Origin of the sequence: Treponema putidum (genome assembly GCF_000755145.1) — a bacterium.
In the GTDB taxonomy this organism is placed as follows: Bacteria; Spirochaetota; Spirochaetia; order Treponematales; family Treponemataceae; genus Treponema_B; species Treponema_B putidum.
The window spans coordinates 1,110,214-1,136,443 of record NZ_CP009228.1; the positions used below are offsets into that span (position 1 = coordinate 1,110,214).

23 protein-coding genes are annotated in these 26,230 nt (G+C 36.2%); 19 read left to right on the forward strand and 4 right to left on the reverse strand.

Annotation, left to right across the window (positions count from 1 at the left end):
• Positions 1 to 24 precede the first annotated feature (24 nt).
• The 11 genes from JO40_RS04865 (at position 25) to JO40_RS04910 (ending at position 12,139) form a co-directional block, all read left to right on the forward strand.
• The gene (locus JO40_RS04865) at positions 25 to 1,707 is read left to right on the forward strand and encodes an IdeS/Mac family cysteine endopeptidase (RefSeq protein WP_049992341.1); all 1,683 of its coding nucleotides are present in this window, start codon (positions 25 to 27) and stop codon (positions 1,705 to 1,707) included.
• Positions 1,708 to 1,778: 71 nt separating this feature from the next.
• A complete protein-coding gene (locus JO40_RS04870; protein ID WP_044978364.1) occupies positions 1,779 to 2,570 on the forward strand; it encodes an ABC transporter ATP-binding protein in 792 nt (263 codons plus the stop codon).
• 153 nt (positions 2,571 to 2,723) lie between these two features.
• On the forward strand, positions 2,724 to 3,524 hold the full coding sequence (locus tag JO40_RS04875; RefSeq protein ID WP_010693502.1) for an ABC transporter permease: 801 nt from the start codon (positions 2,724 to 2,726) through the stop codon (positions 3,522 to 3,524).
• An 18-nt stretch (positions 3,525 to 3,542) separates the two neighbouring features.
• A complete protein-coding gene (locus tag JO40_RS04880) occupies positions 3,543 to 4,328 on the forward strand; it encodes an ABC transporter permease (RefSeq protein ID WP_044978365.1) in 786 nt (261 codons plus the stop codon).
• Between the two features lie 191 nt (positions 4,329 to 4,519).
• Positions 4,520 to 6,640: a methyl-accepting chemotaxis protein gene (locus tag JO40_RS04885; protein WP_044978366.1), complete on the forward strand. Its 2,121-nt coding sequence runs from the start codon at positions 4,520 to 4,522 to the stop codon at positions 6,638 to 6,640.
• A 36-nt stretch (positions 6,641 to 6,676) separates the two neighbouring features.
• Entirely contained in the window at positions 6,677 to 7,450 is a 774-nt protein-coding gene (locus tag JO40_RS04890) for a hypothetical protein (protein WP_044978367.1), read from the forward strand.
• A 92-nt stretch (positions 7,451 to 7,542) separates the two neighbouring features.
• Positions 7,543 to 8,055, forward strand: coding sequence for a cysteine peptidase family C39 domain-containing protein (locus JO40_RS14495; protein ID WP_049992342.1), 513 nt, complete (start codon positions 7,543 to 7,545; stop codon positions 8,053 to 8,055).
• Between the two features lie 56 nt (positions 8,056 to 8,111).
• A complete protein-coding gene (locus JO40_RS13095; protein ID WP_338065266.1) occupies positions 8,112 to 9,617 on the forward strand; it encodes a peptidase domain-containing ABC transporter in 1,506 nt (501 codons plus the stop codon).
• Complete coding sequence (locus tag JO40_RS04900; protein ID WP_044978368.1) at positions 9,592 to 10,728, forward strand: HlyD family secretion protein; 1,137 nt, start codon at positions 9,592 to 9,594, stop codon at positions 10,726 to 10,728. Before JO40_RS13095 ends, JO40_RS04900 begins: the two co-directional genes overlap by 26 nt.
• A gap of 3 nt (positions 10,729 to 10,731) precedes the next feature.
• Positions 10,732 to 11,334, forward strand: coding sequence for a TolC family protein (locus tag JO40_RS04905; protein ID WP_044978369.1), 603 nt, complete (start codon positions 10,732 to 10,734; stop codon positions 11,332 to 11,334).
• A gap of 25 nt (positions 11,335 to 11,359) precedes the next feature.
• Positions 11,360 to 12,139: a TolC family protein gene (locus tag JO40_RS04910; protein ID WP_044978370.1), complete on the forward strand. Its 780-nt coding sequence runs from the start codon at positions 11,360 to 11,362 to the stop codon at positions 12,137 to 12,139.
• Between the two features lie 51 nt (positions 12,140 to 12,190).
• On the opposite strand, the gene JO40_RS04915 is transcribed toward JO40_RS04910, so the two are convergent.
• Both JO40_RS04915 and JO40_RS04920 read right to left on the reverse strand, forming a co-directional pair.
• Positions 12,191 to 12,991, reverse strand: coding sequence for a putative ABC transporter permease (locus JO40_RS04915; protein WP_044978371.1), 801 nt, complete (start codon positions 12,989 to 12,991; stop codon positions 12,191 to 12,193).
• Positions 12,991 to 14,412 (reverse strand): alpha-L-fucosidase, encoded by a 1,422-nt coding sequence (locus tag JO40_RS04920; RefSeq protein WP_144242327.1) that lies wholly within the window; start codon positions 14,410 to 14,412, stop codon positions 12,991 to 12,993. The genes JO40_RS04915 and JO40_RS04920 overlap by 1 nt, the downstream gene beginning before the upstream one ends.
• Positions 14,413 to 14,505: 93 nt before the next feature.
• Here JO40_RS04920 and JO40_RS04925 point away from each other — a divergent pair, with 93 nt between their 5' ends.
• Together JO40_RS04925 and hcp are read left to right on the forward strand one after the other, a co-directional pair.
• Positions 14,506 to 16,119: an ATP-binding protein gene (locus JO40_RS04925; protein ID WP_044979709.1), complete on the forward strand. Its 1,614-nt coding sequence runs from the start codon at positions 14,506 to 14,508 to the stop codon at positions 16,117 to 16,119.
• 242 nt (positions 16,120 to 16,361) lie between these two features.
• A complete protein-coding gene (gene hcp / locus JO40_RS04930) occupies positions 16,362 to 17,993 on the forward strand; it encodes a hydroxylamine reductase (protein ID WP_044978373.1) in 1,632 nt (543 codons plus the stop codon).
• A gap of 44 nt (positions 17,994 to 18,037) precedes the next feature.
• Here the strand turns inward: hcp and JO40_RS04935 are convergent, their stop codons facing one another.
• Entirely contained in the window at positions 18,038 to 18,688 is a 651-nt protein-coding gene (locus JO40_RS04935) for a Crp/Fnr family transcriptional regulator (protein WP_044978374.1), read from the reverse strand.
• A gap of 55 nt (positions 18,689 to 18,743) precedes the next feature.
• Between JO40_RS04935 and JO40_RS04940 the strand changes: the two genes are divergently transcribed.
• Positions 18,744 to 20,051 carry an ABC transporter substrate-binding protein gene (locus JO40_RS04940; RefSeq protein WP_044979710.1) on the forward strand — a complete coding sequence of 436 codons (1,308 nt, stop codon included), beginning with the start codon at positions 18,744 to 18,746 and terminating at the stop codon, positions 20,049 to 20,051.
• A 52-nt stretch (positions 20,052 to 20,103) separates the two neighbouring features.
• Here the strand turns inward: JO40_RS04940 and JO40_RS04945 are convergent, their stop codons facing one another.
• Positions 20,104 to 21,171, reverse strand: a complete 1,068-nt coding sequence (locus tag JO40_RS04945; RefSeq protein WP_245609015.1) for a biotin--[acetyl-CoA-carboxylase] ligase — start codon at positions 21,169 to 21,171, stop codon at positions 20,104 to 20,106.
• Between the two features lie 104 nt (positions 21,172 to 21,275).
• Here JO40_RS04945 and JO40_RS04950 point away from each other — a divergent pair, with 104 nt between their 5' ends.
• The 5 genes from JO40_RS04950 to JO40_RS04970 all read left to right on the forward strand — a co-directional run bounded on the left by JO40_RS04950 (position 21,276) and on the right by JO40_RS04970 (position 26,169).
• The gene (locus JO40_RS04950; protein ID WP_044978376.1) at positions 21,276 to 22,928 is read left to right on the forward strand and encodes an AMP-binding protein; all 1,653 of its coding nucleotides are present in this window, start codon (positions 21,276 to 21,278) and stop codon (positions 22,926 to 22,928) included.
• A gap of 159 nt (positions 22,929 to 23,087) precedes the next feature.
• Positions 23,088 to 24,323, forward strand: coding sequence for a beta-ketoacyl-ACP synthase II (gene fabF, locus JO40_RS04955; RefSeq protein ID WP_044978377.1), 1,236 nt, complete (start codon positions 23,088 to 23,090; stop codon positions 24,321 to 24,323).
• A gap of 237 nt (positions 24,324 to 24,560) precedes the next feature.
• Positions 24,561 to 24,809 carry an AbrB/MazE/SpoVT family DNA-binding domain-containing protein gene (locus JO40_RS04960; RefSeq protein WP_002666876.1) on the forward strand — a complete coding sequence of 83 codons (249 nt, stop codon included), beginning with the start codon at positions 24,561 to 24,563 and terminating at the stop codon, positions 24,807 to 24,809.
• Entirely contained in the window at positions 24,806 to 25,216 is a 411-nt protein-coding gene (locus JO40_RS04965; protein ID WP_010694433.1) for a putative toxin-antitoxin system toxin component, PIN family, read from the forward strand. The genes JO40_RS04960 and JO40_RS04965 overlap by 4 nt, the downstream gene beginning before the upstream one ends.
• A 173-nt stretch (positions 25,217 to 25,389) precedes the next feature.
• Positions 25,390 to 26,169: an endonuclease/exonuclease/phosphatase family protein gene (locus tag JO40_RS04970; RefSeq protein ID WP_044978378.1), complete on the forward strand. Its 780-nt coding sequence runs from the start codon at positions 25,390 to 25,392 to the stop codon at positions 26,167 to 26,169.
• Positions 26,170 to 26,230: the final 61 nt, after the last annotated feature.

Below are 26,230 nucleotides of genomic sequence, written 5' to 3' on the forward strand. Positions count from 1 at the left end.
TATAAACATATTGGAGTTTTTTTGATGTTAAAAAGATATAAACTGGTGAGTTTTGCCGCCGTTGCAATTTTTTTTCTTGTGTCCTGTAAAAACAGCTATATATCCGACATTAAACCGAAAAAAACTGTTGGACATGTTACCGAGAGTTCTTTTTTGACTGATGAAATCACCGTTGCACCGGAATCGGTTCCGGTTGAAAATATTGTGGTTGAAGAGACGGTACCTAAGCTTATGCTTATCGGAAATACCTTTAAAATCAAAGCGAAGGCACAGCCCGATGAGGCTACTGATCAAGGCCTTATCTACTCCGTAGATAACGGCAATGTGCACATTGCCGAAGACGGAACGGTAAGAGCTCTTAAAAACGGTTCTGCAACAATAACCATAGCATCAAAAAGTAATAGCGGCATTACAAAGAGAGTTACGGTTACTATTAAAAAAAGGCCAGAAATTGCACTGAATAAAACAGAATTTGAAATTGAGAGTACCGAAGCAAATCCCGCTTTTACGGTAAAAACGCTTCACGGCAAATTGAACTATAAGCCCGAGATAATAGGCGGCGGGGCTAAATGGTTGAGTTTTGACAAAAAAGTCTCTACAGACGAAAGCACAGATACAATAACGCTGATTTGCCAAAAAAACAAAACCGTTTGGGAAAGAAGTGCATATATCAAATTTAAGGATGACAATAATAAATATATTAAAGAGCCGGGCACTAATAAGGATATGGAGGTAAAACTCACCCAAAAGAAGAATGAGCATCCGGTTGTAACAATAAAATGGGTACACGGCATAGATGCCCCGCTCCCTGCTGAAAAAGAAAAAATTGAAATTCCTCATACATATCCCACAGAATACTGGGATAACTCCTATATATTTTTTTGGAATGAATCCGAAACGACAAAATGGTTTAACAACAGAAAGGTAAATAATTTAGGTATAAATACTCCCGACGGCGGGGATACTAATCAATGCTGGGCTAAAACCGCTGCCAATATGCTGGATTGGTGGTTTGAACAAAATAAAACCAACATAGCACGGTATATAGAGAAGGAACCTGTAACAGGTGCCGATGCTGAAAAATATATGTATTTTTATAAACGAGAATTTCAGGATGAGCAGGAAAAAGAAAAAAGCTATATAGCAAATATTTTCAGAACACAAGCCCATAACGGCGGACAAGGCGATTATGCTATGAGCGGACTTATGTGGTACCTATACGGCAATAACAGCGTGTCATCGCCGAAGATTAAAGCCGAAGACCCGTCGTTTATCGGCCCTGCCTTGTTTAAGGATGTGTTCGACAAAGACCATACACCAATCGCCACTGCAATAGGTCACACAAAAAAAGAATTTGAAGATGCACTGAAAAATGCCCTCGATTCCAAAAAAGCAATCGGAATAAATATAAAAGGCACAAAAGGCAGCAGGCTTGCATACGGTCATTGGATAACGCTGTGGGGTGCCGCCTTTGACGAAGACGGCAATATTCTTGCCGTTTACGTTGTCGATAATAATAACAAAGAAAACAGGATATTCCCTTACGGTATACATTATAAAAACGACATCTATACCGGCACCGGCGAAAACAGGCCGTACCTTTTTAATTTTCCCAATAATGCGGCCGACAATGACAAATATATTGAGGAAATAACCACGCTCGATACAGGCGAAGCGCAGTGGGAAAAATGGCTGAAGGCACATTAGAATTCAAATCTATAAATTGATTTAACGGCCTTACAAAGCCTGATGATTCGTTTTTAAAAATGGAAGAAAAAATGATTAAGGTTCAAAATATTTGCAAAACATACAAGGTCGCAAAAAGAAATAAGGGCTTAAAGGAAGCAGCAAAGGCTCTTTTTAAGAGGGACTATGAGTATGTAAAAGCTTTAAACGATATTTCTTTTACGATTAACGAAGGAGAAACCATAGGTTACATCGGCCCGAACGGAGCCGGAAAGAGTTCTACCATAAAGGTGCTATGCGGAATCCTTACTCCCGATTCGGGAACTTGTGAAATTGCAGGTCTTGTTCCATGGAAAAAGCGAGTGGAATATGTAAAAAACATCGGTGTAGTTTTTGGGCAAAGAACTCAGCTGTGGTGGGATATCCCCGTTATAGATTCCTTTGAACTTTTAAAGGATATTTATTCTGTACCTCAAAATCTTTTTCAAAACAATTTGGAAGAGCTGATCAATCTTTTAGACTTAAAAGAAATTGTCAAAACACCTGCCCGTCAACTTTCTTTAGGCCAAAGGATGAAGTGCGAAATTGCAGCCTCGCTTTTACACAGTCCCAAAATTCTTTTTTTGGATGAACCGACAATCGGTCTTGATGCTCTTTCAAAATTGACGGTGAGAAAATTTATTTCGGAACTCAACAGAAAAAATAAAACGACTATTATTTTAACAACCCACGATATGCAGGATATAGAAGCAATTACCGAGCGAATTATTTTAATAGACAAAGGACAGATTCTTTTGGACGGCACATTAAAAGACATTAAGAAGGATTCCTTATCTTTGGATGAAAGCCTTGCCGAGTTTTATAAAGAGATTGGGCATCTCTAAAAACCTTGTTGGATTTTTAGAGATGCCCGACGAGTTTTTCATAAGCCTTTATATGTCAATGACTTATGAAAAACATCGCAAATTAAAATCAAGGAAAACTTCAAAAAACTGAAGTTTTTAGAAGTTACCAATTGTTAAAGGGCTGTACGGCTTATGAAAAAATATCTTTCTTTTTTTAAAATACGTTTTATCGCAAACTTACAATACAGGGCAGCAGCTCTTGCCGGTATCTCAACTCAATTTGCTTGGGGAACTTTAAATATCATTTTATTTAAGGCCTTTTATGAATCTTCTCCGGAAAATTTTCCTATGGGCTTTTCTGCTTTTGTTTCTTATATTTGGATGCAGCAGGCCTTCTTAGCGTTTTTTGCAATGTGGACATTTGAAAGTGATATAACCGATTCGATTGTTTCGGGCTCCATCGCGTATCAAATGTCTAAACCGATAAACATATACAATCTTTGGTTTACCCGCTCGGTTGCATTAAGACTTGCAAGAGGTCTTTTAAGATGTTTTCCGGTTTTAATAATTGCCTCAATTTTACCTCAGCCTTACCGTTTGATAATGCCAGATCCTATTACCTTTTTTATATTTATAGCTTCTATGATATTGGGGCTTTGCACGGCAGCAGCCTTTACCTGCCTGATATACGTGCTTTGTTTTTTTACTGTTTCTCCCAAAGGGCTTCAAATAGTATTTTTCTCGGCCTCCGAGATGCTCATGGGGCAGATAATCCCTATTCCTTTTTTCCCTGAAACAATAAAAAAGATTTTGGAATTTTCTCCCTTTACTGGAATTCAAAATATTCCTTTAAGAATTTTTTCTTACGATATTTTACCTGCCGATGCAGGTAAAAAAATACTCTTACAAGTCTTCTGGCTCCTCGTTTTATTTTTATCGGGAAAAATTATTGCAAGAGCAGCAGAAAAAAGGTTGGTAGTGCAAGGAGGCTAATTAAAATTTAGGATAATTATGAACGGCTTAAAACTTTATTTTAAATATCTAGGTATTCTTTTAAAAAGCACAATGCAATACAAGGCTTCATTTTTTTTATCCTGCTTGGGGCAGTTCCTTTTAACCTGTAACAGCGCGGCAGCTCTTTATTTTTTATTTGCGCGCTTTCAGTCGATAAAAGGATTTTCCTTTGCCGAAGTTGTTTTTTGTTATTCAATAATGCAGTTAAGTTTTGCCATTACCGAAAGCTATGCACGAGGCTTTGATTCATTTTCTACACTGATTATAACCGGAGACTTTGACAGGCTTCTTTTGCGTCCCCGAAATTTACCCCTTCAAGTACTGGGAAGTAAATTCGAATTTTCAAGGATAGGAAGATTGCTCATAGCCGTCATTTTATTTTTTTACGGTTTAAGATTCGGAAATATAGATTGGTCTTTTTTAAAGGTATTGACTGTTTTCTTTATGCTCTTAGGAGGCATAGCAGTATTTTCAGGGCTCTTTTTAATCTATGCAGCTATTTCTTTTTTTACCATACAAAGCCTTGAGTTTATGAATATCTTTACCGACGGAGCCAGAACCTTTGCCTCATACCCTGTTTCAATATACGGAAATAAAATTTTACGCTTTTGCACATTTATAATTCCTTATGCCCTTTTCCAATATTATCCGCTTTTGTTTTTATTCGATAAATACAAAAATCCCGCTCTTGCCTTTTTACCCCTTCTTTCATTTTTGTTTTTGATTCCTGCTTATCTTTTTTGGCGGCTCGGAGTTTCAAAATATAAATCTACAGGCTCGTAAAAAAACATCGGCACTAAATTTCTATTTTATAAATTTTCTCCATTACAATATTTTCCATTTATTTATTGCATAAACGCCTAGTAAAAATAAAAAAATTAGTGTACAATCGCATCTGTCAATTCTTAATGTACATTCAATAAAAATCAATTACAAATAGTTTTTAAAATAACATTTGAAAGGAACTCTAAATTATGGTAGCTGAAAAAATTTATCAGAAGGAAGGAATACGGTTTTCTATCTTAAGAAAATTGGTTTTCTTTTTTGGTGGGTTAATCCTGATAGGAGGATTTACGATGGGAGCCTCTGCTTTATTTGTAGCAAGAAATGCCTTAATGGGACAAATTGAAGAGGCCTTAATAATGAAGGCAAAGGATACGGCAGAAATTGTCGACGGCCGGGCCAATGCCTTATTATATTTTTTGGAAGGCCTTGCCCGTATGCCGGCACTGCGCGACTCCAGCCTCACTTTTTTTGAAAAAGTAAGGGCATTACAAAAAGATGCAGAGCGGAATAAAACGATAGAATACTTTGGAGTTTCCGATAAAAACGGTATAAGATATTCTTCTGACGGAACTTCCATTTTTGTCGGTGATAGGGACTGGTATAAGGAGGCTATTAAAGGCAGAAATTTTATTTCTGAGCCTCTTATAAGCCGTACAACTGGTGAACTTCAAATTATATTTTCCGTACCTATTTATGATGATGAACACAATATTTTAGGCGTGTTTAGTGCCGTTGTTAACGGCTTAGATCTTAACAATCTAATCGACGACATCGTAATAGGAGAAACGGGCGGCTGCTATATTATCGATGCTTCAGGAACAACGATTGCCGACAAGGACATAGAACTGGTTAAAAACCAAGAGAACAGCATTAAAAAAGCTGTATCCGACCCTGAACTTAAAAGCATTGCCGATTTTGAACAAAAAGTCTTAGCATCTTCTGAAGCCGGTTTAGCTAGATTTGTATATGAAGGACAAAAAGAAATTGCCGCTTATTCTCCTATGAAAACTAAAAACTGGAAAGTAATAATCAGTGCTCCTGTTCATGAACTTACCGGCAGTCTAAGGCCTTTAAAAATCACAATCAGAATTATAGGCATTACCATATTGATTATATCTATTATACTTACAGCTATTATCGCCCTTACAATAGTAAAGCCCATTACATCAACAGTTCAGGCTCTTAAAAATATTGCAGATGGGGATGGAGATTTAAGGGTACGCTTACCTATCAAACGAAATGATGAAATAACCGATTTATCAAAATACTTTAACAAAACAATTGAAAAAATCGGGAACTCAATCAAAACGGTAGGTTCCGAAAGTCAGGAGATGGAACATATAGGAAATGAGCTTGCAAGTAATATGACGGAAACGGCAAGTGCTATCCATCAAATAAGCACAAACATAGAAGGAGTAAAACAACAAGCTCTTACACAGGCAGCGAGCGTTACCGAGACCTCAGCGACTATCGAACAGATTATTAAAACTATCGCACAATTAAACGGCATGATAGAATCTCAAGCTGCCAGTGTAGCCGAATCTTCATCGGCAATAGAGCAAATGGTAGGAAACATAAGCTCCATAACCCAGACCCTTGCAAGAACAGATTATGCAATCAAAAATCTTGCCGGAGCTACAGCTGAAGGAAAAGAAACTCTTTCATTATCAAATACCGTAACTCAAAAAATTTCGGAGGAATCCGGCGGCCTTTTAGAAGCTTCAAGCGTTATCCAACATATAGCAAGTCAAACAAACCTTCTTGCTATGAATGCAGCGATTGAAGCAGCTCATGCCGGAGAAGCCGGAAAAGGCTTTGCCGTTGTTGCCGACGAAATTCGAAAACTTGCAGAAGAATCAAGCTCACAAGGAAAAACAATAACTTCAACCTTAAAGGTTTTAAGCAAAGAAATTGAAAACCTTTCATCTTCTTCAAAATTGGCTGAAGAAAAATTTGACAGCATCTTTGCCTTATCGGAGCAAGTAAAAAAGATGAGTGAGACTCTTATGCTTGCAATGAAAGAGCAAGAAAACGGAGGCCGTGAAGTCTTGACGGCAATTCATAATATCAATTTAATAACTTCTCAGGTAAATGACGGCTCAGCCGAAATGCTTGAGGGAGGAAAAAACATTGCCGTTGAAATGCAAAAACTTGATGACCTTACAAGAGTTATCACTGCAAGCATGAATGAAATGGCAGCAGGTGCACTCCAAATAAATGAAGCAACTCAAGAAGTCAATATCATTTCGCAAAAAAATAAAGAAAATATCGGCAATCTCGTAAGCGAGGTTGAAAGATTTAAAGTATAAAAATTAAGAGGTATAAATTTGTACTGGGAGATTTTTATGAAAAAGCTGATTTATGTATTGGCATTGTTAGGAATGCTCATTGGATGTAGCAAAAACACTAATGTAAGCAGAAACCAAAGCATTACAAGGGAAACAGAAACTGCAACAGAAGTGCAAAACGAAGCAAGCACTGTTGTACAAAATTCAACAGGTGTTGAAACTAAAACAGAAGAACCATGGATTGCTCTTATCGAAAAAGAGATTACAAAAATTTCTTTTAACAATGGAGAATACAGGTTAATGCCAAATGACAAAGAAGGTTATTATTATATTAACGCTGAATTAAAAAATGGTTTGAATTTTTATGTACAGCTCATTCAAAAAAACTATATAGATGATTCCATTAAATTCGAACTGCCAGAAACATTTCAAGAATATGCAAAAGCTGTTTTGTCTGTTTCAACTTTACCGCAAGATTTGAGAACTGCTAGAGGGGCTGTTGAAGTGAATGGTCACAAATTTGCACGAAACATTCGGGTTTCGCAATTTGCACCTGATATTTCTATGTTTCAAATGAGTTATTATACAACAACGCCCATGTATACGCTAGAATGTACCTTTTCAAGGGGCGCTGATGAATTCAAACAAGAAGCCCCAGAGTACTTTGAAGAAAATGGAGACTGGAAAGAAGAAATGCCTTCAGGCGAAACTGGACATGATGAATTTGTAAAAAAGATAGTTGACGGTACAATCGAAAGTGAAACTGCACGGGAATTGTATAAAATAAGTGAAGACTTTATGAAAACTATTGAAATAATAACAGTGGAGTAATTATTAGTTTATTTCAGAATAACTAACGTATTCAATCGATTATTGGTGCTAGTCAATAAGAAGCTCAATTAGATAAAAATATAAGGTATTTGATGAAGAAAGATGTTGTATTGCAAAAAGATGAAACCGATTGTGCTGCAGCCTATATTGCCACAATTGCAAGACGTTATGGAAAGCGCATTGCGGTAAAGCGGATAAGAAAGTTTGCACACACAGATCAAGAAGGTACTTCTGGTCTTGGGATAACAAAAGCCGCTAAGGCTTTTGGTTCTGACTGTAGAGGCGTTATCTCTAAAGAAAAACAAATTCCAAATGATGTAAAGTTGCCTTTTATTGCACATGTTGTTACGTCAGTTGGCAACCATTATGTTACTGTTGAATCGGTTCAAGCTAAGTTTATAGAAATAGGAGATTCCGATTCGTATATCCTACGTTTCTTTAAACTATCGGCACCATATAAAAATGTATGGATTAAAGTTTTTTTTGCAAGTTTAATGTTAGCAGTTCTAGGCATTGCTTCAGCTTTTTATTTCCGATTCTTAATTGATGAAGTCCTTGCCGGAGGACTAGAAAAAACTTTAACGTATTTTGCATTGTTTTTTTAGTTGTCATAATTTTTTAATCACTTTTAATGCTTGCTCGAAATCAACTTCTTAATATTATGGGTTTTAAAATTGATAATGCATTAATGCAATCATATTTTAGCCATCTATTAAAACTACCAATGAATTTTTTTTCAAATAGAAAGACAGGCGAGCTTATTTCAAGAATGTATGACAGTGCGACAATTAGGGACATAGTTTCATCTACGTCGTTATCTGTGGCAATGGATGCGGTGATGATTGTTTTTGGAATTATCTTTTTGTTTATGTTAGGTTCGAATTTGGCATTTGTTGCATTGGTGCCGGTAGTGATTGGCGCTATTGGAGTTTTGCTTTTTGCAAAACCATATGAAAAAAAAATGAAAGAGAGAGCTATTGCTGAAGCTAGTAAACAGTCTTGTATGGTTGAGCTTATTACAGGAATAGAAACCATAAAATCGATTGCGAGTGAAGATATTGCAAATGATAAGGCAGAATTTGTATTGGTTGAAGCAACACGAAAAAATATTGAAATAGCTTCGATGGTAAATTTTCAAAACGTTTTTCAAATGTTTGTCTATAAATGTGGCAGTCTTGCCGTCTATTGGATCGGCGGTCTGGCAATTTTAAAAGGAAAGATGAGTTTAGGTCAGTTAATTTCTTTTGTAATTTTGTCAGGTTATTTTTTAGATCCATTATCACGGCTTTTAACGTTACAACCACTATTACAAGAAGCAAAAACGGCTGCAGAACGGCTTTCTGAAATTTTTGAAGAAGCTCCAGAAATTGATGAGGAAAATGAAGTAGAAAAGATAGTCCCGGATAAAATATTAGGAGCAATTGAAGTTAAAAACGTCTCTTTTTCCTATGGAGCTCGAGGACAGACATTAAAAGATGTGAGTTTAAAAATTCATTCAGGTTCTAAAGTTGCCTTTGTTGGGGAATCCGGTTCTGGTAAAAGTACATTGGCAAAATTATTGGTAAAACTATATAAACCGGATGCCGGTGAGATTTTGCTTGATGGAAAAAATATTGAAGATTATGATACAAAAGTACTACGAAAAAAAATAGGGTATATCCAACAAGACTCGTTACTTTTTTCAGGAAGTATAGCAAACAATATTCGAGAAAGTAATCCTTCTGCACGCATGTCAGATGTTTTTTTAGCAAGTTCTATAGCAGGTGCAGATCGATTTATCACACATCTAGCAGAACGGTTTAGTACCATAGTAGGTGAACGTGGTACAAGTTTGTCAGGAGGGGAAAAACAGCGGATTGCAATTGCTCGAACTATTTTGAAAAAACCGCAAATATTAATATTGGATGAAGCGACTTCCGGATTGGATAGTGTTACGGAACATGATGTTATGAAAAATATCAATGACATCGCTAAAAATCAAACACACGTTATTATTTCTCATAAACTAGCTACAACAAAGGACTGTGATGAAATTTTCGTTTTTGACAAAGGCGAAATTGTTGAACATGGAACCCACGAGGAATTATTAAAGCAAGAAGATTTTTATTACAATCTGTGGAATATGCAAAACATAGGAAAAAATGAAACAAATTGTATCAGTAGATGAATTATCATACACCAGTGAACTATTGTATGGGTTAAAAAGTAAATTTGAAGACAGAATTATTTTTATAATAGGGGCTTTTTTTGTTTGTTTGATATTTTGGTTGATATTCGGACAGTGTGAGGATGTCATAAGAGCTTATGGAATAGTTCGTCCATCTGATGATGTTTCTATAGTTAAAATTAGACGAACTGGCGAAGTGCAAAAAATTTTTTGCAAGGATGGCTCTATTGTCAAAGAAGGGGACGTGCTCTTAAAATTAAACACTGATGCCGATATCAAAAATGAAGAAGATATAGTCGCAAGACTTACATTATTATTAGAAAAGAAACGAGACAATGACCTGTTACTAAAGAGCTTTTATGCAAATAAAAATCACATAAATCCAAAGTATAGTCAAGCATATATGCGAGCAAAGCTTTTTTTTGAAGTAAGGGGAAATTTAAAAGAAACATTAAATTTACAAAAACGATATCTTAATGATACACTAAAACTACCAGAAGCTAGTAGAACAAAGGAACAGGTTTTAACATTAAAACGTAATGTAAAAAATGCAGAATTAAATTTATCTCAATACTCGGAAAATTTTTTGACATCCCTTTTAAATGAAAAAGAAACCTATGAAGTAGAGAAAAATAACTTGAATGCCAATTTATCTCAGGTAAGATTAGCTATAAATAATGCAACAATCTATGCCCCAATAAATGAGACAATATTCATGCAATCATCAATTAATAAAAATGATTTTCTTTTTGCTAACACAACAGTATTAACTATTATCCCAACTGCCGAATCTGGTTATTATGCATATATCAATGTACCAGCCTCTAAAGCAGGAAAAATGGCAACAGGCATGCAAGTGAAGATGAAGTTTCCGGCTTTCCCTGAATACGAATTTGATAAACTTAATGGAGTAATCGAAACTATCTCACCAGATGCGATGAATACGGGAGAGCACCTTATTTATATTGTCAAAGTAAAATTAAATGTAACAGAACTGAAAAATAAAAAAGGATTAAGTTTTCCCTTAAAACCGGGCTTGCAAGTTGACTCTACAATAATTTTAACTGAACAATCAATACTTTCATACCTATTAAAAAAACTAACGGAGTAATATATGAAAAAATATTTTGTTATAATTTATTGTTTGTCTTTCACCTGTGTAACTTATCTTTTTTCAGAAGCAAATATTTATGATTCCCTACTGAATATTTTGAGCAATAATAATCCGTCAGCAAAGGTAAATTTTTATTCGATCAATATTCTAAAAGAAAATATAAAACTAGAACGATATAAATGGCTTCCTAAACTTGGAATTACAACTGAACAAACAGTTAGTGGTTTTCTATCAAATAAAAAAGTAAGATTAAGCACTACTGATCTAACCTTAGGGGTGACTCAAAATTTGCCGCTTGGAGGTAATTTAGTATTATTTAACAAACATAAGATTAGTAATGCTTTCAACATAACGCCAAAAGAATTTTCTTATGGATTTACTACAGGGGCAAAGCTAGAGTTTCCGTTTTTGTTTATCGTGCCATCAATTTTTTCTGAACTTAAGCAGTATGATTTATACTCTCAGAAAGATGAAATGGAAATTATAAATATTGAACAACAGCTTTTTGAAGCTAAGTTAGTTTCTACTACTGTGCAGGCATTAGGAAATTATTATCTATTAAAAAAAACGTTAAAATTAATGAAGAATATGAAAAACTTTTGATACTTGCTGAAAAAAAGATGAAAATTTGTGGATACAAGGGAGACTTTCAAGTTTAGAGTTGCAAGATCGCAGTAATAAACGTACTGATAAGCAAAATGAAATGATTAAGACGATGTTTCAATTTGAAACTGCAAAAAAAAATTTAAAATTAATTGGTGTATATGAAAACTATACGATAAATGATCTCGACGAATGGATTTCATTATGGGAATTTTTTTTGGATAATTTTGAAATTAATGATTTATTAATCGCAAGATTAAATAAATTACGATTGCATAGTGATTGGAATTCACAAATACAAAGCTATATTTCATACATCCCTAAATTTTATATATCATGTGATTTTACGCCAAATGCAAACAAGGAAAGTTATAAATCTTTTTCTGAAAGTGTGAGCGAGACATTTAAAGAAAAAAATCAAGTTACATGGAATGTAAATTTAGGTATGACCATAAATCTTGATCCTTTTGCAAAGGAGTATAGTTTGAATAAACAGTTCAAAAATTTAAAAGAAATTCAACGAATCAATGAAGAAGAGCTAAATAAAAAATTAAATTTGCAAGCAATACAAATCCGTAACAACCTTAAAATGCTTGATGAACAAATAAAAAATGCAAATAGTAAAATAGAAGCGCTTAAATTGCGCAATTTAGAAGCAGAAACTATGTACTCATCTGGGTACATTAGCGAAGTAGAATGTAGTTTGCAGAAGCTAGAATTACAAGAAGCAGAGTTGGCATATACAAGTTTAAGACTTTCGAAAATTATCTATTATTTACAATTTTATAACAAAAAACAATTATAAGCTATTTAAAGATATATCATCAATGATAATTTTGAATTTTATTCCTCTTTTTTAATTTGACCCTTTATCTTTAAAATATTTTAAAAGTTTTAGGTGTAAATTATTTTTTCTCTGCCTCATATTCGGGAAGGCCGATAAAATACGGACCTTGTTTTTTTCGGCAATAAGTTTAAGTTGTTCCTGTACTTTTTCATAAGCGGAATATCCGTCTTGTTTTAGTTTTTCACGCAGAAGATTAAAACTTTCTGCAATATTGCTTTCGCTTATTTTTTCATGTATATCAAGCGATTCAAGATGTGCATAAAAATTCTCTGTCAAAGTCTTAATATGTAAGAGCGCATCATGGAGACCGATCAGAGCCTTAAGCGTAAAAATAAAGTCGGCAATAAAAATAAAAAGTAAGGCTTTTGAAATAATCAAGATAAATAGATCGGGTATTTGATTTACATATTTTGAAATAAAAGGATTTACTATATACATTAAAGCAAGCCCCAATATTCCAAAAAGCGTCGAATTAAGGGCACAAACCCTTCCGTTAATATTCAGTTTGTGTTTTGAATAATCCCACCAAAGGGTATCAAATAAATATTCTAAAATAAAACTCGCAGCATATTCAAGAGCACTTGTCAAAAGTACGGCAGCAAAAAACAAAACTATAGGATAAGGGATTAAATTTTTTAGCGAAAAAATTAAAATCAAAGCCCCAAAACCGTATATGGGACATACAGGTCCGTAAAGCATTCCTCGGTTTAACACAAACTTCCTTTGTAAAAGCGAGCAATAGACTACTTCACAAAACCATCCGATAAAACTGTAAATAGTGAAATATAAAATCAAATAATCCAATGCCATCATTTTCCTCCTACTCTTAAAATTAAGTTATCCTGTTTTAAGGCCTTACGCAATGAAGGTGTTCCGCTTGTAGATACTGAAATTGTGAGAGGCTTTTCTATTTTTATGTTTTTAAAAATTTCCAATTCTTTTTTGTTTGCAGGGAAGCAAAATTCCTTTCCGTTTATTTCCAAAACCTCATCTTGAGATAGTGGCTTTTTTCTGGCGAGGCTTATTGTCCACAAATTTGTTTTGTGCAAGCCTTTTGAAATTTTTAGATTAAGTTCAAGCTCTGTACAAATAAAATGAGAAGAATAATAATCTTTTCCAGTAAAGCGGTAAAGTTTTTTTGTAAAGGGGATTTCGTTTTTTTCTCCGTTTAGTTCTAAAATACTATCTTGAGGAATATCTAAATTTAATTCTTTACAAAGTTTTTTTGCGCACCCTTGAGAAGGCGCTTTTGATTTAAAAAAGCTGCCTATTTTCTTTAAGACTTCAGCTTCAAAAGCTACCACGGAGCCGTCGCCCTTTGGGCCGATATTCAAAAGATAATTACCTCCCATAGCTCTTACCCTTATAAGGCTTTCTATAAGCTCTTGGGCCTTTTTATTTTTATCTCCCCGTTTTTGCCATGAACGGTAGCCCCATGTTTCATGGTAAATTGAAGCAGGGGTTTGCCAAGGAACATTTAAACTTTTATCAGGAAATTTGTTATCCCCCATTGTACAAAAATCTCCGCAGTCATTCCATATACGGCCGTTTATCATCATGTTAGGCTGAAGTTGTTGAGCAAGAGCTTTCACCTCTTCGCTTTGTTTTTTCGTAGGAAAGCCCATATCCATCCAAAGCTCACAAAGGGGGCCGTAATTTGTAACCAGCTCTTTCAGCTGCTCAAGATTAAATTTTTGATGCTTGGGCGGAATTTTATCGCTGTTATGATCGCTTATAGGAAGAGCAAATTCGCAGTCCCAATCTATCCAAGAAAAATAAAGCCCGAACTTTAAACCGTTTTTTTTGCATGCGTTAGAAAGTTCTGCAACAAGGTCTCTTTTTGCAGGTGCCTTCATAGAATTATAATCGGTAGTCTTTGTATCAAAAAGACAAAATCCGTCATGGTGCTTTGCTGTGATAATTATGTATTTCATTCTTGCAGCTTTTGCAAGAGCACATATTTTTTCCGCATCGAAATTTTTACAGGTAAATTTATTTTGTAAGGCCTTATATTCTTCTTTAGGAATTTTACCGTGACTTAAAATCTGTTCACTGTAACCGCTCTTTATAGGTTCACCCTTCCAAACACCTCCGCATAAAGAATAAAGCCCGTAATGAATAAACATTCCGAAACCTAATTTTTGCCACTGTATAATCTTATCCGGTTTCATAATATTGAGTATATAAGATAGAATGAGAGATTTCAAGTGAGTAAAAATAGACAAGCCCATAAAATTGATCAATACTTGAATCCCTGTAAATTATAATATATAATAGATAAAGGGAATAAGCACTTAACGATTGATTGGGGAGGTAAAAAAATGATGGATTTTTCACGGAAGATACCTATAGGCGTACAAAGTTTTGAAGTCATGCGTAATGATAAATTTTTGTATGTAGATAAAACCGAATTTATTTTTAAGCTGACTAATTCAAATAGAGTCTACTTTTTAAGCCGACCCCGCCGTTTCGGAAAAAGCCTTTTTCTTTCTACCCTCGAAGCCTACTTTTTAGGAAAAAAAGAATTGTTTAAGGGGCTGTACATTGAAGAAGCCGAAGAAAACAGAGCTAAAAACGAAGGAACTGAAGCATGGACTCAATATCCCGTTCTTTACTTGGATTTTAATACGGGGCGGTATGATTTGCCTGAGTCTTTAAACGAAAGCCTTGACTTCTTTTTAAGAGCCGAGGAGGCGCGTTTCGGTATACAGGGGAACAATTTATCTTTTGGTAAACGCTTTGCTTTTTTAATACAAACAGCTTATGAAAAAACCGGCAAACAGGTAGTTATCCTCGTAGACGAATATGATAAGCCCCTCTTACAAACAATGTATGTAAATGAAACCCTAAACGAAGAATTCCGCAGTACACTCAAAGCTTTTTATTCCGTTATAAAAACTTGCGACAAGTATATCCGCTTTGCATTTTTAACGGGAGTAACAAAATTCAGTAAGGTAAGTATTTTCAGTGACCTAAATAACTTACAAGACATAAGCCTTCACGAAGATTGCTCTGCCCTTTGCGGTATAACCCAAGAAGAATTAACGGCCGTATTTTCTCCCGAAATTCAGGTCTTGGCAGACAAAGAAAAGATAAGCTATGAAGAATGTTTAAGCCTTCTTAAAAGATGCTATGACGGATATCTTTTTGCAAAAGAAGGAAAAAGCGTTTATAATCCTTTCAGCCTTCTAAATGCTTTTTCGGCAAAAGATGTGGGAAGCTATTGGTTTGCTACTGGAACTCCGACCTTTTTGGTAAACTACCTCAAAGAAGCTGATTATAATATTCCCGACTTAGACGGAAATGTTGAGCTTGATGAGGCCGGCTTAGCCGATTACCGAGCCGACACAAAAAATCCTTTGCCGATTTTATTTCAAGCAGGATATTTAACAATAAAAAGTTATGATTCAAAATACAAGCTTTATTCTTTGGGTTTTCCTAATGATGAAGTGCGTTACGGTTTTTTAAGCAATCTTTTGCCTGTCTATTCAGATATTAAAAATACTGAAACGGCTCATTCCGTCGCCCAATTTTCTAAAGATATTGAAAGAGGAAATGTAGATAACTTTATGGAAAGAATGCAGTCCATAATTGCCGGCATTCCTTACGATAATCTTCCCAAAGAAAAGTTAAAACTTAGAGAGCAAAATTATCAGACTGCCGTTTATTTGATTTTTAAGCTGATGGGGCAATTTGTCGAAACCGAAATACATTGTTCTGCCGGAAGAGCTGACTGTCTTGTTCATACACAAGATACGATTTATATCTTCGAATTTAAACTTGACGGAAACGGAAGCTCGGCAGATGCGATAGCACAGATAAAAGAAAAAGGCTATTCAGCTCCTTTTAAATCAAGCGGTAAAAGAATTGTTCTAATAGGTTCATCCTTTGATGAAAAAGAGCGTACCATAAAAGACTGGAAAACCGAAAAAATTTAACATCCGCGTAACATCTGTTACCGACTTCTATTCATAAAATGCTTATAATTTACTCAAACCTTTGAAAAATAGGAGGTATGATAAACAGTTCAACAGAAATACTGTTTCACTGTTTATCTACCGAGTTTTGTGCTTTGCACAAAACATCGCATTATTATATGTGTGTGCTTTTCGGCACACACTAGAAAAAACTTTTTTTGCAAATTGATATTTGCTGCAAAAAGTTTTTATAGGAGAATACTATGGACACTATGTTTTGTTTTCAATGTCAGGAGACATTTAAAAATTCAGGCTGCGTAAGGGTAGGAGTATGCGGGAAAAACCCCTTAGTTGCAGGATTGCAGGATTTTCTCATCTGGGGAACAAAAAAACTTTCCGAGGTGACGAGTTATATGAGGGAAAAAGGGATTAAGGTTGAAAAAGAAATTAACCACATCGTAAGCACGAACCTTTTTGTTACAATAACCAATGCAAATTTTGATGAAAAGGCAATCAACAACAGAATAAATATTACTCTTAAAGCAATCCATGATTTGTATAGTTCTTTAAACCGCTCCCTTGATCCGGAGATTGAAGCACATCTTGGCTCGGATATACCGAAAAGGCTGGGCAAGGCCATGACAATAGGTGTTTTGCAGACAAAAGATCCGGATAAGCGTTCCTTAAAAGAACTTATTATCTATGGGCTAAAGGGGCTATGTGCCTACGTAAAACATGCTAACACCTTGGGCTATGAAGATGAAGAGGTGGATGCTTTTATTCAAAAAACGCTTTCAATGCTCATAGATGAAAATTTAAGTGTTGATGAACTTATTTCGCTTACCTTAAAGACAGGAGAGGCCGGAGTTAAGGGAATGGCTCTGCTGGATAGCGCCAACACAGGCAGCTACGGCAATCCTGAAATAACCGAAGTTTCGATAGGTGTAAGAAATAATCCTGGCATCCTTGTGTCAGGTCATGATCTAAAAGATATAGAAATGCTCCTTGAGCAAACCGAGGGAACCGGTATTGATGTTTATACTCACTCCGAAATGCTGCCTGCAAATTATTATCCAAAACTAAAAAAATATAAACATCTTGCAGGTAATTACGGTAATTCGTGGGCAAAGCAGGCTTCCGAATTCGAAAGTTTTAACGGCCCCATCCTTATGACAACCAACTGCATAATTCCTACAAAGGCTTCCTACGTATCAAGAATGTATACTACAAATGCAGCAGGACATCCCGGCTGTGTTCATATCGAAGCCGATGAAAACGGACATAAGGACTTTTCCGAAATTATAAAAAAGGCAAAATCTTGCCCGCCGCCTAAGGAAATTGAAACCGGAAAGATTATAGGCGGCTTTGCTCACGCCCAAGTTTTTGCTCTTGCCGATAAAATTGTCGAAAGCGTCAAAAACGGGGATATTAGAAAATTCATAGTAATGGGAGGCTGTGACGGCAGACACACAACGAGATCTTATTATACAAATTTTGCAGAAGCTCTTCCAAAAAATACCGTGATTCTGACAGCAGGTTGTGCAAAATATAGGTATAATAAACTAAATCTTGGAGATATAAACGGAATTCCAAGGGTATTGGATGCAGGGCAGTGTAATGATTCTTATTCGCTTGCTCTTATCGCGCTTAAATTGAAGGAAATATTTAACCTAAGCGATATTAATGATTTACCTATAATTTTTAATATAGCATGGTACGAACAAAAAGCCGTCATAGTACTATTGGCGCTATTATTCTTAGGTGTAAAAAATATACATCTTGGGCCTACTATTCCGGGTTTCCTTTCGCCCAATGTAAAGGAGGTTTTAATAAGCAAATTCGGATTATCGGGAATATCTTCAATAGAAGATGATATAAAACGTTTCTTCGGCTAGAAACATAATCGAGTGACAGACTAAGGGCTTTTTCTGATAAGCCCTTAGCTAAAATCTTCGAGCTTATCAAGGTTGACAATGATGGTATCTTTTTCGATTTTTAAAAGACCGTCTTTTTGCATGTTCATAAGCTCACGGGAAAGAGATGGACGAGGAAGGGCTAAGTATTCAGCCATAGCTTCCCTGTTTAGGTTTAGCTCAACCTTTGAGCTTCCTTTAGCCTGCTGCAATAAATAGAGGGCTATTTTTTGACGAAGACTGAATGAAGAAAAGATAAGGAGCTTTTGGTTTAAAAAATAAGCCTTATGAGCTAAAATATTTAATAGGTTCTTTAAAACCTTAAAATGAGTTTCGGAATAAACTTCGGCACCAAAAACTCCTTCTATGGGGAGACAAAGAATTTCAGCATCGTTTATGACACGGCATGAATAATCATATACGGCCGAATCTAAAAGAGCATAGACTTCGGCAAAAACCGTACCGGGATGTTCAAAGCGGTTTACAATCAACCGCTTTCCATCGGCGGTGTTTTTTTCGATTTGAACGATACCCGATTTTAAAACAAAGATAAAAGAAGGGATATCGCCCTCAAAAAAGATAAAGGCATCTTTTTTATAGTTGAGGGTTTTGGCCTTGGTATTTTTTAAATATTTTTCCGTTTCTTGGGCGGATATATTTTTAAAAATAGGATTCATACTTTTAATTTCGGGTTATTTTAATTTTAACTTGATTATATATCGGAGGATTATAATGAATAAATATTTTAATATGGATGAAAGCGTTTTTGATATTACAGAACGCTTTCCTGAAACAATAAGATACTTGGCAGGAAAAGGCTTTACCCCTCTTACCAATCCCCTTATGCGTAAAATAATGGGTAAAAAGATTAGTCTTGAAAAAGCTCTTTTATCGAAGAACCTTGATATTGATTCGTGCGAAAAAGAGCTTATCGAAATTATCGAACAAAATAAAAATACTGATTTTGCCAAAATAGATTTAAGCCTAGAAAATAAAGATGCACAAAATACCGGGTATGATGACGGCAAAAAAAATATAAGAATTGAGGGAGTGCTTCCATGCCCTATAAGAATTCCCTTGCTTGAAGCCTTTAAAGAATTTCATTCCAAGTATATTGAAGAAAATAAAGAAGAGCTTGAAAAACAAAACTACAAAATCAGCTATGATCTTCGTTCTGCAAACCTTGGAATCGACTGGATAATAAAGCAAGCTCAAACAGGGAAAAAAGAAAATCTTCCCGATATTCTCCTCTCTGCAGGATTTGAGCTTTTTTTCGATAAAAAACTCATGGGCTCCTTTATCGAGAATAAAGATTTTCATTGTTCAATCGAAAAAATGAATAAGGATTTTTGTAATGATTATATCGATCTTAGAGACAGTAGAAAAAATTATGGAATTATCGGAGTAGTTCCCGCAGTAATGATTGTAAATACCGAGATGCTAAGGGGAAGAAAAATGCCCGAAACTTGGGAAGACCTCCTCTTACCCGAATTTGAAAATTCTGCGGCAATTCCTTTCAGCGATTTGGATTTGTTTAATTCTGTAATTCTAAATATCTACAGCCGTTTCGGAGATGAAGGCATAAAAAAACTAGGCAGGGCATGCCGCACCTCTCTTCATCCGGCTCAAATGGTAAAGGGTAAAGCCTCTCTTGTTTTAAAAAAAGCAAACTCCGTTGTAAATGAGCCTCCTGCCGTAAGCATAAGCCCATACTTTTTTTCAAAGATGATAAAAGAGGATTCGGCATTAAAAACGGTTTGGCCTAAAGACGGGGCTATAGCAGCTCCTATTTTTATGCTTGTAAAAAAAGAAAGTGAAGCTTTGACAAAGGCCTTTGCAGACTTCTTTCTTTCAGAAAAGACCGGAAGGGTGTTTTCTGAAAGCGGCTTTTTTCCGTCAACTAATCCCGATGTCGATAACCGTTTAGGAGAGGATAAAAAGTTTTCTTGGGTAGGTTGGGATTTTATTTATCAAAACGATATAGGAACTCTATTGGAAAAAATCAAAACCGATTTTGAAACGGCAGCCGGAAAAATTTAAACCTATGTTATTTGGCAAAAAAAGTGAGGCAAAGAAAAAGAAATAGTAAATACTATTCCACTTGGTTCAAACTAACCTCGTCGGAAACTAATTCATTTTTTTTGCCGTCATCGGTTTCTATAATAAGGTGACCTAAATCGCTGATTCCCAAAACCAAGGCTTTATAAGGGACTCCAGCAAAGGGCAGAACTCTTACCTTTTTTCCGGTAAGAAGGGAGAGGCTTTTATATTCTTCCATTAGATTGCCTTGAGAATGCAAGCCGTAAAGGGCTTCAATCAGGCTTGATATAATGGAAGAAGCTAAAACATTCCGGCTAAAGGAAAGAGTTCCGGCTTCGGTAAAAGATGTGCCGGTTTCAGTAAAAAGTTTGCCTGCTTCGACAAAAAGAGAGCCGGCCTTGTTTTTAAGCTCGGAAGGAAAATTTGACTCTTTTACATTGAGGCCAATACCGATAATCACGGCTTGCATAGAAGAACTTTCCATATCGATTATACCTTCGCTTAAAATGCCGCAGATTTTTTTTCCGTTAAGATAAATATCGTTTACCCATTTTATTTGCGGAGCAAAGCCCAGAGCCTTTAAACAGCGGCAGATGATAACTGCCGAAATCACCGTATAAAGAGCTGTATCCGGCACTTCCTTTTCAGCCCTTGCCGGAATTGATGGACAAAAAATCAGGCTAAAATATAAACCTGCGCCCCTCGGCGAATAAAAACTGCGTGAAAAGCGGCCCCTTCCGGCACTTTGATGCTCGGCAAAAAGAACCGTTCCGTGAAGGGACTCGGCATTGTTTGAGGAATTTAAACGCCTTTTTGCTTCGGTGTTAGTGGAATCTATTGTCTTAAAAACTTCTATTCTTCCCTTACAAACAGACCGGGCAAAAGAAGATAAATTTTTTTCAATTAAAAAAGCGTTTAATACATCGGAAGATGGGCTTAAAATATAGCCCTTATTTTTTCCGCCTTGAATATCATAACCTTCGTCTCTTAGTTTTTGCACAGCCTTCCAGACGGAAACCCTCGAAAGCCCTAAGTGTAGTGCCGCTTCTTCGCCCGAAAGAGGCCTTCCGCTTTGTTCTATAAGCATATCCAAAAGGATATCGCTCGTTGTCCTTGACATAAACTCTCCATTAAAAATCGAACGGGATTCTATCATATTTTTGTTTTTTTTTCTATTGCAACTTTTTTTAAACAGCCTTGTCTATTATCTTATAAGGTGAAGCTATGTTTTATAAAGAATACATAAACTATATTGAAAGCGATGACTGGGAAACCGTACATAATTCTTTTTCAGTCAAAGCTCCGGAAAATTTTAATTTTGCTTATGATGTCATAGATAGAATGGCGAAAGAATATCCCGAAACGGAGGCACTCGTCTGGTGCGATGAAACCGAAGAAAGGATTTTTTCGTTTGCAGAATTAGCAAAGCAGATAAACAAAGCGGCTAATTTCTTTAAGGCTATGGGAATAGGAAGAGGCGATACTGTTCTTCTTTTTTTGCGAAGAAGATACGAGTTTTGGTTTGTTCTTCCTGCCCTGCACAAGATCGGAGCCATAGCCGTTCCTGCAACGGTTCAGCTTGCCTCTCATGATATCGAATACCGTATTCAGTCCGCCAATATAAAAATGGTCATGGCCGTACAAGAAAAAAATTTACAAGAAGAAATTCAAAAAGCTGCCGAATCCGCTTATAATAAGCCCCTTCTCGTATGGGTTCATGACGAAATGGAAGGCTGGATTTCCTTTGATAAACTTGTAAAAAATATGAGCGATGATTTTACATCTCCCCAAGGAGATGCCTATCCTTGCGGCAAAGACACTGCCCTCTTGTACTTTACCTCAGGCACTTCGGGCAATCCCAAAATGGTGGAGCATAATTTTTTATATCCGCTTGGACACATTGCAACGGCTAAATTTTGGCAAAACGTCAAAGAAGGCGGAAGGCACTTAAGCGTTGCCGAAACGGGCTGGGCAAAGGCTATGTGGGGAAAAATCTACGGTCAATGGCTTTGCGGATGTTCCGTCTTTGTGTATGATATGAAAATGTTTATCCCTAAAAACATGCTCGAAAAACTATCAAAATACAAGATAACCTCCTTTTGCGCTCCTCCGACGGTTTACAGGTACTTAATCCGCGAAAAGATAGAAGATTATGATTTATCATCATTGGAAGAATGTACAACGGCGGGTGAGGCTCTTACTATGGATATTTTTAATACCTTTAAAGAAAAGACCGGAATAGACCTTAGAGAAGGCTACGGCCAAACAGAGCTTACCCTCACAACGGGAACCTTCCCGGGCATGAAAATTAAACCCGGCTCAATGGGAAAACCTGCCCCCGGCTATGAGATAGATATTATCCGCCCCGACGGTTCTTCCTGCGAGGCAGGAGAATCGGGAGAAATAATCTTGCGTTTGGATAAAAAGGTTCCTTTCGGAATGTTCGGCGGTTATTATAAAAATGCTGAAAAAACGGCCGAGGTTTTTAAGGGCGGAGTTTACCATACTGGAGATGCCGCCTATAGGGATGAAGACGGTTACTTTTGGTTTGAAGGCCGAACAGATGACCTTATAAAAAGCTCCGGTTTCCGTATAAGCCCCTTTGAGGTGGAGTCGGTTCTTCTCCAGCATCCGGCAGTCTTTGAATGTGCAGTAACAGGCGTGCCCGACCCGAAAAGAGGGCAGGCAGTAAAGGCCTTTGTTGTTTTAAACAAAACCTATAAGCCTAGCCAATCCTTGGAAAAAGAGCTTATGTTCTTTGCAAAAAAAAATGCAGCCCTCTACAAGGCTCCGCGTTCTCTAGAATTTGTAGAAACTTTGCCCAAGACTCACAACGGGAAGATAAGCAGGGCAGCCATAAGGAATCGAATGGCTTGATAAAAAGTAGGACAGATAAAAACAGATAAAAATCGGCCTTGACAGAGAGGCTGTAAGCAAGTACACTTTGTTTATAGGCTGTTGAACAGACTGACATAAAAAACATTCTTTAACCAAAGAGTACAAAAATGCGGAAATTTACGCAAAATAGGAGTTTATATGAGAAGAGTTGTAATTACAGGCCTCGGTGCCGTAACCCCCATTGGAAACACCCTAGATGAAACATGGGAAGGAATCAAAGCAGGTAAATGCGGAATAGGAAACATTACCCAATTTGATTGCTCTGATTTTAAAATTAAAATAGCGGCAGAGGTAAAAAACTTCGACGCCTCACAATTTATGGATAAAAAAGATGCCCGTAAAATGGCCCGGTTTACTCAATTTGCTGTAGCCGCAGCTTCACAGGCAATGAAGGATGCAGGCCTTTCAAAAGAAAACATCGATGCAAACCGCACAGGTATCATACTTGGAAACGGTATAGGCGGTTTTGAAATCTACCAAGAGGCCTTTAAAAAATACTTTCAAGTCGCTCCGGATCGTATCCCCCCTATGACGGTTCCTCTTCTTATTCCGAATGAGGCCGCCGGAAACATAAGTATGCAGTTCGGCATAAAGGGCCCGTCTTGGACATTGGCTACGGCCTGTGCTTCCGGTACCGATGCCCTCGGAAATGCTTTAGACCTTGTCCGCTCAGGAAGGCTTGATGTATGCGTATCGGGCGGCACGGAAGCAACAATTACCGGTTTCGGCATAAGCGGTTTTACGATTTTGCAAACCCTTGCCTCAGGCGATCCTGCCAAGGCTTGCTGCCCCTTCGATAAAAAGCGTTCAGGCTTTGTAATGGGCGAAGGCTCAGGCATTCTCATTCTTGAAGAATATGAACACGCAAAAAAGAGGGGCGCTAAAATATATGCGGAATTTGCAGGCTATGGAGCTTCCTCCGATGCCTACCACTTAACCAGCCCCGACCCCTCAGGTGACGGAGGAGCATTGGCCATCACCAAGGCCTTAGCCGATGCAGGCGTAAAACCTGAAGAAGTTCAATACTATAATGCTCACGGAACCTCGACACCGATTAACGACCCTGCAGAAACGGCCATGATTAAAAAAGCTTTCGGAGACCATGCGTATAAAATGAAGGTTTCTTCAACCAAATCGATGATAGGCCACTGCTTAGGTGCCGCAGGAGCTCTTGAAGCCATCTTCTGTATAAAGGCAATGGAAGAAGGATTTTATCCCCCGACCATCAACCTAACCGAACCCGACCTTGAAGCCGGCTGTGATTTGGACTATGTTCCGAATAAGGGCGTCAAAGGCGAAATAAACTGTGCCGCCTCAGGCTCCCTCGGCTTCGGAGGCCATAACGGCGTCGCCGTCTTTAAAAAGATAAAGTAAGGGCTTTTTAAAAAGCGGTAAACGAGATGAGATAAAGCCGAATCAACACATTTAACTTCGGCCCTCGGAATTTCCGTACCGAAGTTAAATGTTCAATTCTAAAAGAAAAAGAAATCGAAGACTTCATAAGAATAAATTTTTCAAATAAATAGGATAAAAAGATTTAATACAAATTATTGACAGAAAGTAATTAATTATTATATAATAATATAAGTAAGGAAAGTAAGGAGGCGTTTTATGGAACTTGCAAAACTAACATCTAAGGGTCAGATTACAATTCCGCTTGCAATAAGAAATATGCTCGGATTAAAAACCGGCGATAAAGTCTTTTTTGAAGAAAGCAGAGGAAAAGTTTATATTACAAATGCTTCTCAAATAACTTTAGCAAATATTCAGACTCAAATGCAAGGAGAAGCAGAAAAAGCCGGCTTTCAAACAGAAGATGACGTTATTGCTTATATTAAAGAGCTAAGGAAAAAGAGTTGAGGATTTTCATAGATTCAAACATTGTGATTTCTGCGATACTTTTCCCTGATGGTAAGGTTGCTAAAGTTTTTTCTCATTTGCTTGAAAATCATACGGTAATAATTTCTTCATATACAAAGGAAGAATGCAAAAAAGTTTTTGAAAATAAATTTCCATTTAAAAAAGAGTTATTGGGTATTTTTTTTGATGGAATTACTTTTGAAGAATTTAAGAGTCCCGATACAATTGATGAAAATAAATATCCAAAAGTTCGGGATATAAAAGATTTGCCGGTTCTTGTATCCGCAATTTTATCTGATTCAGATATTTTGATTACGGGAGACAAGGATTTTGAAGATGTAAAAATTGATAAACCATTAATTTTTACACCATCAAAATATTTCGAATTGATTGCAGAAAAATATTGATATATTTAGGGGTGAAAATAATTTTAAAAACCGGAGGATAAAATTAAAATGGATAATTGTATATTTTGTAAAATTATCAGAGATAGAAAACTTATAAACTAATGGCATATGCGTACATATAAATTTTGAACGGTTTTTTGTTGGTTGAAAGAAATAAGTTTTTGAGGTAGGATATGGATAGCCCTAATGTGTATAAGAGGCGGCGGCAAAGGAACTGGAATACGATGAAATTGATTAGTTGGAATATGAATTACTGGCAACAGAAAGATAACCATGATTTAGCTTGGGATTATTTAGTAAATACAATAAATCCTGATATAGCATTACTTCAAGAAACCGTTGTTCCTGAATTATATAAGGAGCAAACGGTATTTTTGGAAAGCCATACTTGCAGAGTTCAGGACCCGATAAAATGGGGAACATGTGTATATATCAACAAATATCTACTACAGAAAAGTTCATTTAAGAATGTTACTGAATTGTATGTCGATAATGTGTATGTAGATAATGAAAGTATAAATGGAAAACAAGTATTTGCAGAATTAATGTTTAATAATAATATTTTCACTATATGTAGTTTACATACTAATACTTCGCCTGATGATATTTATTCAATTAGAAACCATATTGAACAAATCTTCAATAATAAAATAATGAATGATAGCATTAGTAAATTTATCATTGGTGGAGATTTTAATGCTGATATTGAAATGTATAAGGGTTTTTTCTTGAAAACTTTCAATAGCATAAAAGCGCAGTATCATGAATGTATACCAAAATACACACAAACATTTTTTGGAAATAATATGGCTGAAAGAAATCATTATCAAGATGATCATATATTTGTCAGCAAGGATTTGTCAAATAATATAGGTGAAACATTTTCTTGGAATTATGGTAAAGTTAAGCAATATAGCGATCATACGATTTTGGAGGTAGAGCTTAATATATAAGAATAACCTGACACACACATTAATCTGATATTCATTTAATAAAACATAGATGAAAAATAAA